General features: G+C 58.4%; 16 protein-coding genes. 11 read left to right on the forward strand and 5 right to left on the reverse strand.

Annotated elements, in window-relative coordinates; translation table 11 throughout:
- Positions 1–50: 50 nt before the first annotated feature.
- Complete coding sequence (locus AABC73_RS02070) at positions 51–827, forward strand: ABC transporter substrate-binding protein (protein WP_341522251.1); 777 nt, start codon at positions 51–53, stop codon at positions 825–827.
- Positions 828–959: 132 nt separating this feature from the next.
- Here the strand turns inward: AABC73_RS02070 and AABC73_RS02075 are convergent, their stop codons facing one another.
- The 4 genes from AABC73_RS02075 to gpmI all read right to left on the reverse strand — a co-directional run bounded on the left by AABC73_RS02075 (position 960) and on the right by gpmI (position 6130).
- Complete coding sequence (locus AABC73_RS02075) at positions 960–1754, reverse strand: divergent polysaccharide deacetylase family protein (RefSeq protein WP_341522252.1); 795 nt, start codon at positions 1752–1754, stop codon at positions 960–962.
- A 3-nt stretch (positions 1755–1757) separates the two neighbouring features.
- Positions 1758–3074 carry a S41 family peptidase gene (locus AABC73_RS02080; RefSeq protein WP_341522253.1) on the reverse strand — a complete coding sequence of 439 codons (1317 nt, stop codon included), beginning with the start codon at positions 3072–3074 and terminating at the stop codon, positions 1758–1760.
- Between the two features lie 30 nt (positions 3075–3104).
- The gene (locus tag AABC73_RS02085) at positions 3105–4442 is read right to left on the reverse strand and encodes a murein hydrolase activator EnvC (protein ID WP_341522254.1); all 1338 of its coding nucleotides are present in this window, start codon (positions 4440–4442) and stop codon (positions 3105–3107) included.
- Positions 4443–4594: 152 nt separating this feature from the next.
- The gene (gpmI, locus tag AABC73_RS02090; RefSeq protein ID WP_341522255.1) at positions 4595–6130 is read right to left on the reverse strand and encodes a 2,3-bisphosphoglycerate-independent phosphoglycerate mutase; all 1536 of its coding nucleotides are present in this window, start codon (positions 6128–6130) and stop codon (positions 4595–4597) included.
- A 207-nt stretch (positions 6131–6337) separates the two neighbouring features.
- On the opposite strand from gpmI, the gene AABC73_RS02095 reads away from it, so the two are divergent.
- Genes AABC73_RS02095 through secB form a run of 3 tightly spaced genes read left to right on the forward strand, consistent with a single transcriptional unit; the run spans position 6338 to position 7537 of the window.
- Complete coding sequence (locus AABC73_RS02095) at positions 6338–6751, forward strand: rhodanese-like domain-containing protein (protein WP_065835349.1); 414 nt, start codon at positions 6338–6340, stop codon at positions 6749–6751.
- Between the two features lies 1 nt (position 6752).
- Positions 6753–7007 carry a glutaredoxin 3 gene (gene grxC / locus AABC73_RS02100; protein WP_065835350.1) on the forward strand — a complete coding sequence of 85 codons (255 nt, stop codon included), beginning with the start codon at positions 6753–6755 and terminating at the stop codon, positions 7005–7007.
- Positions 7008–7048: 41 nt separating this feature from the next.
- On the forward strand, positions 7049–7537 hold the full coding sequence (gene secB / locus AABC73_RS02105) for a protein-export chaperone SecB (protein ID WP_020291756.1): 489 nt from the start codon (positions 7049–7051) through the stop codon (positions 7535–7537).
- A gap of 195 nt (positions 7538–7732) precedes the next feature.
- Here the strand turns inward: secB and trmL are convergent, their stop codons facing one another.
- Positions 7733–8188: a tRNA (uridine(34)/cytosine(34)/5-carboxymethylaminomethyluridine(34)-2'-O)-methyltransferase TrmL gene (gene trmL, locus AABC73_RS02110; protein WP_020291757.1), complete on the reverse strand. Its 456-nt coding sequence runs from the start codon at positions 8186–8188 to the stop codon at positions 7733–7735.
- On the opposite strand from trmL, the gene AABC73_RS02115 reads away from it, so the two are divergent.
- The 7 genes from AABC73_RS02115 (at position 8187) to AABC73_RS02145 (ending at position 14981) form a co-directional block, all read left to right on the forward strand.
- Entirely contained in the window at positions 8187–8627 is a 441-nt protein-coding gene (locus AABC73_RS02115) for a hypothetical protein (protein ID WP_341522256.1), read from the forward strand. The two genes, trmL and AABC73_RS02115, sit on opposite strands and share 2 nt — an antisense overlap.
- 944 nt (positions 8628–9571) lie before the next feature.
- Positions 9572–10927, forward strand: coding sequence for an OprD family porin (locus AABC73_RS02120; RefSeq protein ID WP_341522257.1), 1356 nt, complete (start codon positions 9572–9574; stop codon positions 10925–10927).
- A 184-nt stretch (positions 10928–11111) separates the two neighbouring features.
- Positions 11112–11750: a peroxiredoxin gene (locus AABC73_RS02125; protein WP_341522258.1), complete on the forward strand. Its 639-nt coding sequence runs from the start codon at positions 11112–11114 to the stop codon at positions 11748–11750.
- A 372-nt stretch (positions 11751–12122) separates the two neighbouring features.
- Entirely contained in the window at positions 12123–13088 is a 966-nt protein-coding gene (locus AABC73_RS02130; protein ID WP_341522259.1) for a sulfonate ABC transporter substrate-binding protein, read from the forward strand.
- A gap of 28 nt (positions 13089–13116) precedes the next feature.
- The gene (gene ssuC / locus AABC73_RS02135) at positions 13117–13914 is read left to right on the forward strand and encodes an aliphatic sulfonate ABC transporter permease SsuC (RefSeq protein WP_341522260.1); all 798 of its coding nucleotides are present in this window, start codon (positions 13117–13119) and stop codon (positions 13912–13914) included.
- Positions 13911–14726 carry an aliphatic sulfonates ABC transporter ATP-binding protein gene (gene ssuB / locus AABC73_RS02140; protein WP_065835357.1) on the forward strand — a complete coding sequence of 272 codons (816 nt, stop codon included), beginning with the start codon at positions 13911–13913 and terminating at the stop codon, positions 14724–14726. Before ssuC ends, ssuB begins: the two co-directional genes overlap by 4 nt.
- Before the next feature lie 39 nt (positions 14727–14765).
- On the forward strand, positions 14766–14981 hold the full coding sequence (locus AABC73_RS02145) for a TOBE domain-containing protein (protein WP_020291765.1): 216 nt from the start codon (positions 14766–14768) through the stop codon (positions 14979–14981).
- Positions 14982–15015: the final 34 nt, after the last annotated feature.

Here is a 15015-nt window from a genome sequence, read left to right on the forward strand (position 1 = left end):
CACCCGACAGCGCTGCACTCTGTGCGCTGTCATGCGTCAGGAGGATGCACATGTTCAGAAGCCGTCTTATTGCATTCGCAGCCTTCAGTTCATTGTTGGCGGGGGCGGTTCAGGCCGCGACGACTGGCGACGAGGGAGGTAGCGCGTCACCCACTTCCATCGTGTTGCTGACCGAAAACTTTCCGCCATTCAACATGGCCGTCGATGGCAAGAACTTCGCCCAGGAAAGCAGCATCGACGGCATTGCTGCCGAGGTGGTGCGTGCGACGTTCAAACGCGCAGGCATCGACTACAGCATGACGCTGCGTTTCCCTTGGGAGCGGGTCTACAAGCTGGCGCTGGAAAAACCCGGCTATGGCGTGTTCTCCACGACCCGGCTGCCGGAGCGCGAGCATCTGTTCAAATGGGTTGGCCCGGTCGGTTCCTACGACTGGATCATGCTCGCCCGGGCTGACAGCCCCATCAAATTGACTACCCTGGAACAGGCCAAGGCCTACAAGATCGGTGCCTACAAAGGTGACGCCATCGGCGAGCGCCTGGCTTCTCAGGGTCTGAATCCGATTCTGCTGCTGCGTGATCGGGACAACGTGAAGAAACTCACCAATGGTCAGATCGACCTGTGGGCCGTGGGCGATCCGGTGGGCCGCTATCTGGCGAAACTCGACGGCGTGACCGGTCTCAAGACGGTGTTGAAATTCAACAGCGCCGAGTTGTATCTGGCATTGAACAAGAACACCCCGGATGAAATGGTTGCGCGCTTGCAAACCGCGCTGGACCAGATCCGCGCTGAAGGCAAGATTGCCGAGATTCGGAGTCGGTTTGAGTAGGTGGTCTCAAGCAACACATAAACCCTGTTGGAGCGAGGCTTGCCCGCGAAGAGGCCGGTACATGCGCCAGATATGTTCTGGATGAACGAGTGCATTCGCGGGCAAGCCTCGCTTCAACAGGGTGTGGGGTGGTTACCGATAAACCCCATTCTTGCCGTGCCCGGCCATGGCTTCATTGCCGCGCACGCTGATCATCCGGCGCAGGTCGATCCAGTCGATGCCTTGGGCCTTGAGGTTGGGCAGTTCGCGTTCCAGTACGTCGAGGGTGACGGGGTAGGGATGGCCGATCATCACCGCAGAACCCTGCTTGTGCGCCAACTTGATGGCGATCTGCAATTGGCGAGTGATGGCTTCGGCGGTGCGCTCGTCGTCGAGGAACACGTCCCGTGACACGCTCGCCAGGCCGATCTGCTGCGCCTGTGCAGCGGCGACGGTCTTGGCGCTGGTGCGGCTGTCGACGAAAAACATATGCCGACGTTGCAGTTCAGCCACCAGCCAACCCATGGCGACCGGCTCGGCAGTCATGCGGCTGCCCATGTGGTTATTCAGGCCAGCGGCATAGGGGACTTTGAGCAGCGCGGCGTTGAGTCGGCTTTCGAGTTCCGGCAGCGGCAGTTCCGGATGCCAGGCAAACGGGCCCGTCGCCGGGTCCATGGGCATGTGCAGCATGACGGTCTTGCCGGCCTTGTGAGCCTGACGGGCGAATTCGGTGGCGTGAGGCGTGTCGGGCATGATCGCCAGGGTGACCGGGCCGGGCAGCGCCAGGGCGCGTTGGTCCCGAACCGGGTTTTGCCCCAGATCGTCGATGATCAGGCTCAGATAAGCCACCCGAGCCTGGGGTTTTTCCGCCACCGGCGACGCTGCCAGGGCAACGCCGCTGATGCTCCACGACAAGGCCAGCAGCCAAACGCACAGAAACGAGCGCATCGATTATTTGCCGCGGGTGATACTCAGGCCCTTGAGCAAACTGAGCGCCTGGCTGAGCTGGAAGTCGTCGTCCTGCGGCCGTGCTTTGCTGGCGCCGCCTTTGACAGTCGGTTTGTCCGCACCGCCATTGCCATTGCCCAGGTGACCAAGCAGATCCGCTTCCTTGTAGTTCTCGCCATCGACTTCGTTGGTGACCTTGGCGCGACGCACAACGATGTCCGGGTTGATGCCCTGCGCCTGGATCGAACGGCCGTTCGGCGTGTAATACAGCGCGGTAGTGATCTTCAATGCGCGATCATTGTTCAGCGGCAGCACGGTTTGTACCGAGCCTTTGCCGAAACTGTCGGTGCCCATGAGGATGCCGCGTTTCTGGTCCTGCAAGGCGCCGGCAACGATTTCCGATGCCGAGGCGCTGCCGCCGTTGATCAACACCACCAATGGCACGCCTTCGCTGGCATCAGCCGGATCGGCCGAGAAGCGCAGTTCGGAATTGGCGATACGGCCCTTGGTGTAGACGATCAGGCCCTTGGTCAGGAAGTGATCCGCGACTTCGACCGCCGCTTGCAGTACGCCGCCGGGGTTGTTGCGCAGGTCCAGAACCAGACCGCTCATCTTCTTGCCGTTGTCCTTGCGCAGCTTGGCCAGGGCCTTGCCGACTTCTTCGCCGGTCTTGACCTGGAACTGGGTGATGCGGATATAGCCATAGCCGTTTTCCAGCATCTGCGCCTTGACGCTCTTGACCTGAATAGTCGCCCGCGCCAACGTCACGTCGAACGGCGTGCCGCCATCGCGCACCAGCGTCAGGGTGATTTTCTCGCCGATCTTGCCGCGCATCTTGTCGACCGCTTCCTGCATGGTCTGACCTTGCGTCGGCGCGCCGTTGATCTTCACGATCAGGTCGCCGGCTTCGATGCCCGCCTTGGAAGCCGGGGTGTCATCGATAGGCGAAACGACTTTGACGAAGCCGTCTTCGACGCCCACTTCGATACCCAGGCCGCCGAACTCGCCGCTGGTGCTTTCCTGCAACTCCTGGAAATCTTCCGGCCCGAGGTAAGCCGAGTGCGGGTCAAGGTTGCTGAGCATGCCTTTGATGGCGTTCTCCAGCAGGGTCTTGTCGTCCACGGGTTCGACATACGCGGCCTTGATCCGGTCCATGACCTCGGCAAAGGTGCGCAGTTCTTCCAGCGGCAAAGGCGCCTTGGCTGGCGCTACCGGCGCAGCGGCGGGTGCGACCTTGACCTCAGCAGCCTGAGCCAGTGGGGAGCCGATAACGATGGCAATAGCGAAAGCCAGCGAGGTGAGGCGGGACAGATACGGCATGTCTAACGAACTCCTGAAGTTGATACCGACTTATCCTTGAGTGCGGCACCATTGGGCCGGATCACTTGGGCGACCCTGCTGACGAATAGCGAAATACAACGCTGTAGCTTCTTGACCGCCACTGTTACCTACCGTGGAAATTGCTTCACCTGCTTTTACAACGTCACCCGCCTGCTTGAGCAAACTCTGATTGTGACCGTACAAACTCAAATAGCCGTTGCCATGGTCGAGAATGACCAGAAGCCCCGAGCCGCGCAACCAGTCCGCGAACACCACGCGACCGCCGTGTACGGCATGCACCTGGCTGCCCGCAGCGGCGTTGATCATCACGCCATCCCAGGTCGAACGGGCATCGTCGCCACGGGCTTCGCCGAAACGCGCTAACAATCGACCATCAACCGGCCATGGAAGTTTGCCCTTGGCCTCTGCAAAAGGCCCTCCATAGGAAACGCCAGCGCTGGAAACCATCGCGCCGGGCGACTTGAGCGGACGGCGCGGCGCTTCTTCAGGCTCTTCCTTGCCATCATCGCGACTCTTGTTTCGCTCTGCCAGGGCTTGAGCTTGAGCCTGGGCTTCACGCTGGCGCTTTTCTTCAGCCTCGCGTGCGGCAATCAGGGCTTTCTGGCGCGCTTCTTCGGCTTCGCGAGCCTGGCGCGCCAGGGTTTCTTCAATGGTCTTGAGGACTTTGGCCAGATCGGCCTGATCCTGTTGCCGCGATTGCAGTTTCTGGTCGCGAGCCTTGTAGTCCTGATTCAGCTTGGCCAGCACCTTCTGGCGTTCCTGGCGAACCTTGTCGAGTTCTTCGCGCTGGTCATCCAGCGTACTTTTCTGCACCAGCAGTTGCGCCTGTTGCAGGTCGATGTCTTTGCCGACCGCTGCCAATTGGCGCAACGTTTCGTTGAACGTGTGCAGCTGCGCCAGGCGCGCCTGACTCATGTAATCGTAGTAGGTCAGCGTGCGGGCGAATTTTTCCGGGTGTTGCTGATTAAGCAGCAGCTTCAGGTATTCCTGGCGACCGCTCTGATAAGCGGCACGTGCCTGAATCGCGATCAGCCGTTGTTGCTCAACGCGCTGGGCTTGCAGCTTCTTTTTTTCCTGGTCGAGCCGTTGCAGCTCGACTTCGGTCTTTTTTAATTCCTTTTGCAGGACCTCGACCTGCTTTTCCAGCTTACCCATTTCAGTTTCAGTGCCGCGCAGATCCTTTTGGACGCCGGTTTTTTCTTCCTGCAACTTGCCCAGGGCTTTTTGCAGCTCAACGACATCCTGACGCGCAGCATCAATCTGTTTTTGGGTTTGCGCACGCTCATCGTCGGCAAACGCCGGATTGAGCAGGCAGATTAGAGCTAGGGCGATAAAGGCGCGGAGCATGGGGGTGGGCGATACCGAGGAATTGTGAGAAAAAATGACAGGCCTAGTATGCCCGCCATAACTAGCAAAAAAAATGCCTCTTCATTAAAGCTTTGAGGCCGTACAGAGAAAAAACCGGCATTGTCGTTGCCAACAAGCCGGTTTAATGCCTTTTACTCCGCCACGAGAATCGAAGTGCCGGTCATTTCTTCGGGTATCGCCAGTCCCAGCAGTTCAAGCATGGTCGGCGCGACGTCGGCCAACACGCCGCCTTCGCGCACCTTGAGCTTGCGCTTGCCGATATAGATGAAGGGCACCGGTTCGGAAGTGTGAGCAGTGTGGGCCTGGCCGGTGTGGTCGTCGGTCATCTGCTCGACGTTGCCGTGGTCAGCCGTGACCAGCGCTTCGCCGCCTACCTTTTCCAGTGCTTCGGCGATGCGCCCGACGCAGACATCCAGATATTCCACTGCCTTGATCGCCGCTTCCATGATGCCGCTGTGCCCAACCATGTCGCCGTTGGCGTAGTTGACCACGATCACGTCGTAACGCTGGTGCTCGATGGCGTCAACGATACGGTCGGTGACTTCCGGTGCGCTCATTTCCGGTTGCAGGTCGTACGTGGCGACTTTCGGCGACGGGATCAGGATGCGCTCTTCACCGGGGAACGGTTCTTCCCGGCCACCGGAGAAAAAGAACGTCACGTGGGCGTATTTTTCGGTCTCGGCGATGCGCAGCTGGGTCTTGCCGTTGGCGGCGAGGTATTCGCCCAGCACGTTTTTCAGGCTGCCGGCCGCAAAGGCCGAGGGTGCCGGAATGCTCGCGGCGTATTGGGTGAGCATGACGAAACCGGCCAGTTTCGGCTGGCGGGCGCGCTCGAAGTCCGTGAAATCATCTTCGACGAATACCCGGGTCAGCTCCCGGGCACGGTCGGCGCGGAAGTTCATGAACACTACGGCGTCGCCGTCTTCGACCTTGACCTGCTCGCCAATGCTGGTGGCTTTGACGAATTCGTCGTTCTCGTCGCGCTCGTAAGCGGCCTGAAGGCCGGCAACGCTGGTCGCGGCCTGGAATTGCGACTCGCCGTCGACGATCAGGTTGTAAGCCTGGGACACGCGGTCCCAGCGATTGTCGCGGTCCATGGCGAAGTAACGGCCGATGATACTGGCGGTGCGACCTTTACCCAGGCGCGTGAACGTGGCGTCCATCAGCTCCAGGGATTTCTGCGCGCTGCGTGGCGGCGTGTCGCGACCGTCGAGGAACGCGTGCAGGTAGATTTTCTCTGCGCCGCGCTGGGCTGCGAGTTCAGCCATGGCCACCAGGTGGTCCTGATGACTGTGAACGCCGCCGTCGGAGAGCAGGCCGAGAATATGCACGGCCTTGCCGGCGCCAACCGCTTTGTCCACAGCGGTGCAGATGGTCGGGTTGGTGAAGAAATCGCCATCGCGGATGGATTTGGTCACACGGGTGAAATCCTGATACACCACGCGCCCGGCACCGAGGTTCATGTGTCCGACTTCAGAGTTGCCCATCTGCCCGTCCGGCAGGCCGACGTCCATGCCTGAACCGGAGATCAGGCCGTTGGGCATGGTCTTGTACAAGCGGTCCATGACCGGCATTTTGGCGGCCAGAATGGCGTTGCCTTCGCGGTGCTCGCTGTGTCCGAAGCCGTCCAGAATGATCAGGACCAAAGGTTTTGGCGTGGTAGTCATAGATCCCACTCGTGGCTGATGAAGTTAAATAAAAAAAGGATCGGCATTTTAGAGGCTGTTGTTGTTCAATTGCGAGCCGCGTTGCCGGGTCCAATCCTGTGCGCAAGGCATCAAAGGTGCTCAAAACGTGTCAGCGCCGTACGGGCTTTGGCCGATCTTGGGTGCTGTGTATACTGGCCGACATTTTAACGCCCCTGGAACCTACTGATGGTTGATCACCTGATTGCATTTGCCACGAACCACTATTTGATCACTGGCGCCTTCGTCATCCTGCTGGCGATGCTGATCGCCTACGAGATGAGCAAGGGCGGTCGCAGCCTGAGCACGCGTGAGCTCACGGCGCTGGTCAACAGTGATCAGGGTGTAGTCATCGACATCCGTTCGACCAAGGATTACGCGGCCGGCCATATCGTCGGTGCGCTGAGTTTTCCTCAGGACAAAATCCTGACCCGCACCGCCGAGCTTGAGAAGCACAAGGCCAAGACCCTGATCATCGTAGATGCCATGGGCCAGCACGCTGGTACCACTGCTCGCGAGCTGCTCAAGTCCGGTTTCACCGCAGCCAAACTGTCGGGCGGCGTTTCCAGCTGGCGCGCAGACAATCTTCCATTGGTGAAATGAAATGGCTGAAGTCATCGTCTATTCCAGCGATTATTGCCCTTATTGCATTCGCGCCAAGCAATTGTTGCAGAACAAGAGCGTGGCATTCGAAGAAATCAGAGTCGATGGCAAGCCGCAAGTTCGCGCCGACATGGTGAAGAAGGCCGGTCGTACCTCGGTACCGCAGATCTGGATCGGTTCGACCCATGTCGGTGGATGCGATGAACTCTTTGCCCTGGAGCGCGCCGGCAAGCTCGACGCGCTGCTGACAGCCTGATTCCAAACCCTACTAGACCCTAAAAGTAAGAAGGATCTGAGATGACTGATCAACCGACCAACGGCACCGTTGCCAACGAAGAAGACGCACCGCAATTCTCGTTGCAGCGCATTTATGTTCGCGACCTGTCGTTCGAAGCGCCGAAAAGCCCGGCGATTTTCCGTCAAGAGTGGACGCCTACCGTCAGCCTTGACCTGAACACCCGTCAGAAAGCACTGGAAGGCGATTTCTACGAAGTTGTGCTGACCTTGTCCGTTACCGTGAACAACGGCGACGAAGTGGCCTTCATCGTTGAAGTCCAGCAAGCCGGTATCTTCCTGATCAAGGGTCTGGATCAGGGCGCAATGAGCCACACATTGGGCGCGTTCTGCCCGAACATCCTGTTCCCGTATGCTCGCGAAACCATCGACAGCCTGGTTGTCCGTGGCTCGTTCCCGGCGCTGATGCTGGCTCCGGTGAACTTCGATGCCTTGTACGCGCAAGAGCTGCAGCGCATGCAGGAAGCTGGCGAAACACCTACTGTTCAGTAAGTGTTGCCGTTGCACTGAAAAAGCGCCTTTCGGGGCGTTTTTTTTGGGGGCCATTTGGCCGACCCCGACCCGTAGGACCGGCTTTAGCCGGGAGATGGGCATTGTCGACGAAACGGACGCGGTGACTGCACTGTCTTCCTCCCGGCTAAAGCCGGTCCTACGGGCCTTGTGCTAGCCGGTCCTACGGGGCTTGTGCTACTTGAACCCCAACTGCCGCCATGCTTCATACACCGCTACGGCAACGGTGTTGGACAGGTTCAGGCTGCGGCAGCCTTCACGCATCGGCAAACGCAGCCGCTGGTCGCTGTCCAGGGCGTCGAGTACTTCCGGGGGCAGGCCACGGCTCTCGGGGCCGAAAATGAACGCGTCACCGTCTTCGAAGCGGGCGTCGTGAAAGGGCCGCGAGCCTTTTGTGGTAAAAGCGAACAGGCGTGGATGCCCAATGCTTTCCAGGCAGCTGGCCAGGTCGGCGTGAGTCTGCAAGGTGGCGTACTCGTGGTAATCGAGGCCCGCCCGACGCAGGCGTTTATCATCCAGCTCGAAGCCCAGCGGCTCGATCAAATGCAGGGTGCTGCCGGTGTTGGCGCACAGCCTGATGACGTTGCCGGTATTCGGCGGAATTTCTGGTTGAAAAAGGATGACGTGAAACATGCACGGCTCCGAACTTGAGGACGGGGTGCATTCTACCCCCGAAGAGGACCCGCGACCGAAGCTATGGCCGCGTGTTCTTGGTTCGTTGGCAATTGTCGGCTTGATGGTGGGGCTGATGATCGGCCGCCTGACCGAGCCCGACCCCCTCGAATTGCTGCAAATCGAAGAGCTGCCCACCGGCCTTGCGCTGTGGTTCAACCACGAACCGCAGGTGCTGAGTGAACAGGTGGACGGTACGGTAGCGTTACGCTTCACGGCGAAAGGTCAGCCATGGCGTGGTCAGTTGAAACTCGATGGGAAAGATGTGCGCTGGAAGCTGGAGCGAAGCGGGAAGGATTTGCTGCTGAACCTGCTGGCGGCCCGTCCACTGCACGGCGACTTGCGCGGTGCGGCGGTGGACGGGCGCTGGAGACTGGAAGTTAGTCTCCGAGAGGAATAAAAGAGGGGAATCCCCGGCCTGCCTGTACCAAGGTCCCCAAAACTGGTGATACGTAAGCTATTGCAGAGGTCGTGCCAGTTTTCTGATTTTCGCAAAAAACAATCTACTGAATTCGCTTGAGATCGCCCCAAGCCCTGTTATATCGGGCGTCTGGGGGGCAGAAGTGACTTTTCATGAGATATGTTCAGCTCGGATACAGCTCTGTTCTGATCCATGCGATGGCGATAGCGGGTTCGCCGTTACGCATCGTTGCGGTGCACCGAGCGCGCCGATGCACCTTTGTGAATGCGCAGGAGGCTGTTTCATGTTTGTGGCTCTCGACCGCGCAAGCTCTCGCCATCGACAGCTTCCCGACAGCCCAACGGCGCTTTTGTTCATCAGGCTGCGTCCAGATCTGTCGAATTCGGCTGCAAAAACCCGGATTTCAGGTCGTTCTTAAGCCATTCTTAAATTTTTTTTCAGCTTTATATTTCGGTCCGACCTAAGGCGGTGGCAATTGTCACAATTGCGGCTACTGGAGTAGATCTCCCGTATTTAAAGGGCCGCAGCGAATTTACAGCATGTATAACGGGCAGGTTACGGTGACTGGATAGTCGGATTTAAGCCGTTTGCCAGACCGGAACACGTTCCCCCGACCAGCGGTCATGAAATAAATTTTGGGATTTAGCTTTGCAGGTCGATACACTCCTCGACGGACGGAAGCGACATGGCTTGTGACATATATCCGATGGATCTAAAAGAATGAATATTAATTCTTTTTAGATTTTAGAAATGTTCACTACCCTGCTGACCACCGACACACGCGGTCTAGTCATTTAGTCTTGAGGCGCCCAGTAACCATTGACTCACCAAGTCGGGTCTGGCGCTAATCGCGCATCCCTGAGTTAGAGCGTTTCGACGCCGGCATCAGGGATTACAAAAATTAGATTCACGAGGAGCGAAACATGAAGAAGTCCACCCTGGCCCTGGCCGTCACCGTTGCGGCCCTGGCCCAACAAGCCGGTGCTGCTGGTTTCATTGAAGACAGCAAAGCGTCCGTAAATTCGCGCACTCTGTATTTCAACAGTGATAACCGTGAAGGCGCTGCAAACCGCAACGAAGAGACCGCAACCGGCTTAAAATTCGACTACCTGTCCGGCTTCACTCAAGGCACCGTTGGTTTTGGTCTGGATGTTCAGGCGCTGGTTGGCATTCACCTGGATGGCGGCCGTGGTCACCACGCCGCGAATGGCGCTATCAGCCCTACTGAGAGCGATGGTTCTTCCGTTGACGAGTGGACTCGCATCGGCGGTAACGCCAAGGCTCGCTTCTCGAAAACCGAGCTTCGCCTTGGTAACGCCCTGGCACCGAACCTGCCAATCCTGGTATCGAACGACTCACGTGTTCTGCCGCAGGCTTTTGAAGGCGGAATCCTGTCATCCAAGGAAATCGACAACGTCACGTTGACTGCAGGCCGACTGAACCAGACCATCGGTCGTGCCTCCAGCAACTGGAGTGACATGGGCATGTCTGGCGCTAGCCAGGGTAGCAACAACTTCAGCTTCGCCGGCGGCGACTGGAAAGTTACCAAAGACCTGACCCTGCAGTACTACTACGCCAACCTGGAAGATTTCTACAAGCAGCACTTCCTGGGCCTGGTACATGTTTTGCCACTGGGTGAAGACCAGTCGTTCAAGACTGACTTGCGTTACTTCAACAGCAGCGATGACGGTAAGAACGGTCAAGCCGGTTATGCCTTCAACAACAACGGCGGCTACGCCAAGCACGCTGGCAAAGTTGATAACCAAACCTGGTCGGCAATGTTCACTTACGCCCTGGGCGGTCACGCGCTTATGGTGGGTCACCAGCAAGTGGGCGACGACGGCGGCATCGCTTACATGAACAACGGCAACATCACCAAAAATGGTGCGAGCACGGGTAGCAACGAAGGTAACGGCGGTAGCAGCTTCTACCTGTTCACTGACTCGATGATCAACGCCTTCAACCGCGCGGGTACAAACACCACCTTCGGTCAGTACTCCTATGACTTCGCCCGTCTTGGTGTTCCTGGTCTGAAGACTTCGATTGCCTACCTGCACGGTGACGACATCAAAGGTGTTGCTTCTAACCGCACACTGGGTCGTGAGTTCTCCGAGTGGGAGCGCGACATGCGTGTTGACTACGTAATCCAGAGCGGCCCGCTCAAGGGTTTCGGCACTACAGTTCGTCACGGTTCGTACCGCGGCGATGCAGATCTGGCTGGCTCCACCAACACCGATCAGACTCGTGTGATCTTCAACTACACCTACGCTTTCAAATAAGCCTGGTTGGTTGACTGGTTGAGTTAAAAAGGAACCCCGCCTCGTGCGGGGTTCTTTTTGCCTGAAATTTGATATTTCCATTAGTGCTATATAAATCGATATCCATTCTTTTAAATTCACTCCGCAGTCGGGCACTGTGTGCTGAACTCAGCTATCAATTTCGGCAAAACAAGGAGCAACACCCATGAGCCTGCGACTTGGCGACATCGCCCCTGATTTTGAACAGGAATCCAGCGAAGGCCGTATCCGCTTTCACGAATGGCTGGGCAATAGTTGGGGCGTGTTGTTTTCCCACCCGGCGGACTTCACCCCGGTCTGCACCACCGAGCTGGGTTTCACTGCCAAGCTCAAGGCTGACTTCGATGTTCGTGGCGTTAAAGCCATCGCGCTGTCAGTGGACCCGGTCGACTCGCACATCAAGTGGATCGACGACATCAACACCACGCAAAACACCCTGGTCAACTTCCCGATCCTGGCTGACGCCGATCGCAAAGTGTCCGATTTGTACGACCTGATTCACCCTAACGCCAATGACACGCTGACAGTGCGTTCTCTGTTCGTGATCGATCCGAACAAGAAGATTCGCCTGACCATCACCTATCCCGCCAGCACCGGGCGCAATTTCCACGAGATCCTGCGGGTCATCGACTCCTTGCAGCTGACCGACAACTACAAGGTCGCCACGCCCGCCAACTGGGTCGACGGTGAAGACGTGGTGATCGTGCCGTCGCTCAAGGATGAAGACGAGATCAAGCAACGCTTCCCCAAAGGCTACAAGGCTGTCACGCCTTATCTGCGCCTGACGCCGCAACCCAATCGCTGATTTACCCTTGCCACGACAAGCAGGCTGATTTTGTAAATAGTTCTTGGGCCGATTCGTCGGCCCTTTTTTTTATGCCTGAAATTTGCCCCGAGCCGGCAGGAGGGGACTTGCCCCCGAAGAGGTCAGTGCAGGCAAGGAAGATCTGAATTGTCTGCACCGACGCCTTCCCGGACAAGTCCGGTCCTACCGAAACCCTTCATATTCATTTAAAGAATAACCAAATGAAAAAATGAGATTTATAGATATAAAAAACTGCTGTTAAGGTCACTGGGTGCTGGTGTCATTGCCAGCGAACGAATTGTCGTCAAACGCCTTACTCGCCCGCCATCGGGTAAGCAGGTGCCATTCATGAATCAGCAAAGGAGAGCGCCAATGCGCACTGTCATTTTGCGTCGAGGCTTGGCCGCTCTGTTTGCTGCAGCGGTCGCCTTGGGCGCCATCAACCAGGCTCAGGCGGAAAGCTTGCGCATCGGTTATCAGAAATACGGCACCCTGGTGCTGCTCAAGGCCAAGGGCTCGCTGGAAAAGCGGCTTGCCGAGCAGGGCGTGCAAGTGCAATGGACTGAATTCCCCGGCGGCCCCCAGTTGCTCGAAGGGCTCAACGTCGGTTCCATCGACTTTGGCGTGACCGGCGAAACGCCGCCGGTGTTCGCCCTGGCCGCCGGTGCCGATCTGCTGTATGTCGCTTACGAGCCGCCTGCACCGGCCAGCGAAGCGATCCTCGTGCCCAAGGACTCGCCGATCACGTCGGTCAAAGACCTCAAAGGCAAGAAAGTCGTGCTCAACAAAGGCTCCAACGTGCATTACCTGTTGGTCAAGGCACTGGAAGACGCCGGCTTGAAATACACCGACATTCAGACCGTGTTCCTGCCGCCCGCCGATGCCCGCGCCGCATTCGAGCGTGGCAGCGTGGATGCCTGGGTTATCTGGGACCCGTACCAGGCCGCCGCCGAACAACAGTTGCAGGCACGAACCCTGCGCGATGGCACCGGCATCGTCGATAACCATCAGTTCTACCTGGCGACCAAGCCTTACGCGCAACAGCACCCGAAAGTCATTCAGGCGTTGATCGAAGAAGTCCGCGCGGTAGGCGAATGGTCCAAGGCCAACCCGGAAGAAGTCACCACCCAGGTCGCACCGTTGCTCGGCCTGCCAGCTGACATCACCTTGAAGTCAGTCAAGCGTCAGGGCTACGGCGCGTTGTTCCTTACGCCGCAGGTCGTCGCTTCGCAGCAGAAAATCGCTGACACGTTTTATCAGCTCAAGTTGATTCCCAAGCCGCTGAACATTGCGGACGTGATCTGGACCCCACCCGCTGCTGTCGCGAAAGCCCAGTAATCAGCAGGCCACTTGAGGAGACAACTCCATGAGCCTTAGTGCTTCGCAACGCATCGTCCAGCGCCTCGCGCCCTGGGCATTACCGATCCTGCTGCTGGCGATCTGGCAGCTATCGGTCAGCGCCGGCTGGCTGTCGACCCGCATTCTGCCTGCGCCCAGTGCCGTCATCGAAGCCGGCATCAATCTGGTTTCCAGCGGTGAAATCTGGACACATCTGGCAATCAGCGGCTGGCGCGCCGGGGTCGGTTTCGCCATCGGTGGCGGCATCGGCCTGGCCTTGGGCTTTATCACCGGCCTGTCGAAATGGGGCGAGCGCCTGCTCGACAGTTCGGTGCAGATGATTCGGAACATCCCGCACCTGGCGCTGATTCCATTGGTGATCCTCTGGTTCGGCATCGACGAAACCGCAAAGGTGTTTCTCGTGGCCCTGGGTACCTTGTTCCCGATCTACCTCAACACCTATCACGGCATTCGCAACATCGATCCGGCGCTGGTGGAAATGTCGCGCAGCTATGGGCTGTCCGGCTTTGGCCTGTTCTGGCACGTGATTCTGCCGGGCGCCATGCCTTCGATCCTGGTCGGCGTGCGCTTTGCCCTGGGTTTCATGTGGTTGACCCTGATCGTCGCCGAGACCATTTCCGCGAGTTCCGGCATCGGTTATCTGGCCATGAACGCCCGGGAATTCCTGCAAACCGATGTGGTGGTTCTGGCTATCGTGCTTTACGCGGTGCTGGGCAAGCTGGCGGATCTGGCTGCGCGCGGCCTGGAGCGGGTCTGCCTGCGCTGGCATCCGGCCTATCAAGTGAATAAAGGCGGTGCGGCATGAGCAGCTTGAAACAGCAACAACCGGCCCATCTGCTGCGCGGCATTCCACTGGCAGTGCGCAACCTGAAGAAAACCTTCGGCAGTCGCGAAGTCCTCAAGGACATCGATCTGCATATTCCGGCCGGGCAATTCGTCGCCGTGGTCGGGCGCAGCGGTTGTGGCAAGAGCACCTTGCTGCGTCTGTTGGCGGGCCTGGATAAACCCACTGGCGGCGAATTGCTGGCCGGTTCGGGCAAGTTGGTCGACGCCCGGGAAGATACCCGTTTGATGTTCCAGGAAGCGCGTTTGCTGCCCTGGAAAAAGATCATCGACAACGTTGGGCTCGGCCTGAGTGGCGACTGGCGCAGCAAGGCGCTGGAAGCCCTCGAAGCGGTGGGGCTGGCCGAGCGCGCCGATGAATGGCCGGCGGCATTGTCCGGCGGGCAAAAGCAACGCGTGGCGCTGGCTCGGGCGTTGATCCATCAACCGCGCCTGTTGCTGTTGGATGAGCCGCTCGGCGCGCTGGATGCCCTGACCCGCATCGAGATGCAGCAGCTGATCGAAAACCTGTGGCGCAAACATGGCTTCACCGTGCTGCTGGTGACTCACGATGTCAGCGAAGCGGTGGCGATTGCCGACCGCGTGATTTTGATCGAAGAAGGGCGCATTGGCCTGGACTTGCTGGTGGAGTTGCCGCGTCCGCGCGTGCGCGGCTCACATCGCCTGGCCGCTCTGGAAACCCAGGTGCTGGAACGCGTCCTGTCCCTGCCCGGCACGCCGCCGGAACCCGAACCTGTTTCACCGCTGCCCACGCAATTGCGCTGGGCTAACTAGTCGAATCAACGACTTTTAACCCCACACAGGAAACTCATCATGACTATCAAGGCCATCAACGTTCGCAACCAGTTCAAAGGCACCATCAAGGAAATCGTCGAAGGCGACGTGCTTTCCGAAATCGACGTGCAAACCGCGTCCGGCATCGTGACCTCCGTAATCACTACCCGCTCGGTCAAAGAGCTGGAGCTGGTGGTGGGCAGCGAAGTTATCGCGTTCGTGAAATCCACCGAGGTTTCCATCGCCAAGCTGTGATCGATGAGCAACAACCACGGCCCCGGACGGTGAC

It is taken from the genome of Pseudomonas sp. G.S.17 (genome assembly GCF_038096165.1).
Lineage (GTDB): Bacteria > Pseudomonadota > Gammaproteobacteria > Pseudomonadales > Pseudomonadaceae > Aquipseudomonas.

Excerpts from the sequence above, each read along its gene's own strand:
- AABC73_RS02080 (WP_341522253.1), bottom strand. The coding sequence starts at position 3,074 with ATGCCGTATCTGTCCCGCCTCACCTCGCTGGCTTTCGCTATTGCCATC.
- AABC73_RS02075 (WP_341522252.1), bottom strand. The coding sequence starts at position 1,754 with ATGCGCTCGTTTCTGTGCGTTTGGCTGCTGGCCTTGTCGTGGAGCATC.
- ssuB (WP_065835357.1), top strand. The coding sequence starts at position 13,911 with ATGAGCAGCTTGAAACAGCAACAACCGGCCCATCTGCTGCGCGGCATT.
- gpmI (WP_341522255.1), bottom strand. The coding sequence starts at position 6,130 with ATGACTACCACGCCAAAACCTTTGGTCCTGATCATTCTGGACGGCTTC.
- AABC73_RS02145 (WP_020291765.1), top strand. The coding sequence starts at position 14,766 with ATGACTATCAAGGCCATCAACGTTCGCAACCAGTTCAAAGGCACCATC.
- AABC73_RS02070 (WP_341522251.1), top strand. The coding sequence starts at position 51 with ATGTTCAGAAGCCGTCTTATTGCATTCGCAGCCTTCAGTTCATTGTTG.
- AABC73_RS02085 (WP_341522254.1), bottom strand. The coding sequence starts at position 4,442 with ATGCTCCGCGCCTTTATCGCCCTAGCTCTAATCTGCCTGCTCAATCCG.
- AABC73_RS02130 (WP_341522259.1), top strand. The coding sequence starts at position 12,123 with ATGCGCACTGTCATTTTGCGTCGAGGCTTGGCCGCTCTGTTTGCTGCA.
- grxC (WP_065835350.1), top strand. The coding sequence starts at position 6,753 with ATGGCTGAAGTCATCGTCTATTCCAGCGATTATTGCCCTTATTGCATT.
- AABC73_RS02125 (WP_341522258.1), top strand. The coding sequence starts at position 11,112 with ATGAGCCTGCGACTTGGCGACATCGCCCCTGATTTTGAACAGGAATCC.
- AABC73_RS02095 (WP_065835349.1), top strand. The coding sequence starts at position 6,338 with ATGGTTGATCACCTGATTGCATTTGCCACGAACCACTATTTGATCACT.
- AABC73_RS02120 (WP_341522257.1), top strand. The coding sequence starts at position 9,572 with ATGAAGAAGTCCACCCTGGCCCTGGCCGTCACCGTTGCGGCCCTGGCC.
- AABC73_RS02115 (WP_341522256.1), top strand. The coding sequence starts at position 8,187 with ATGCACGGCTCCGAACTTGAGGACGGGGTGCATTCTACCCCCGAAGAG.
- secB (WP_020291756.1), top strand. The coding sequence starts at position 7,049 with ATGACTGATCAACCGACCAACGGCACCGTTGCCAACGAAGAAGACGCA.
- ssuC (WP_341522260.1), top strand. The coding sequence starts at position 13,117 with ATGAGCCTTAGTGCTTCGCAACGCATCGTCCAGCGCCTCGCGCCCTGG.
- trmL (WP_020291757.1), bottom strand. The coding sequence starts at position 8,188 with ATGTTTCACGTCATCCTTTTTCAACCAGAAATTCCGCCGAATACCGGC.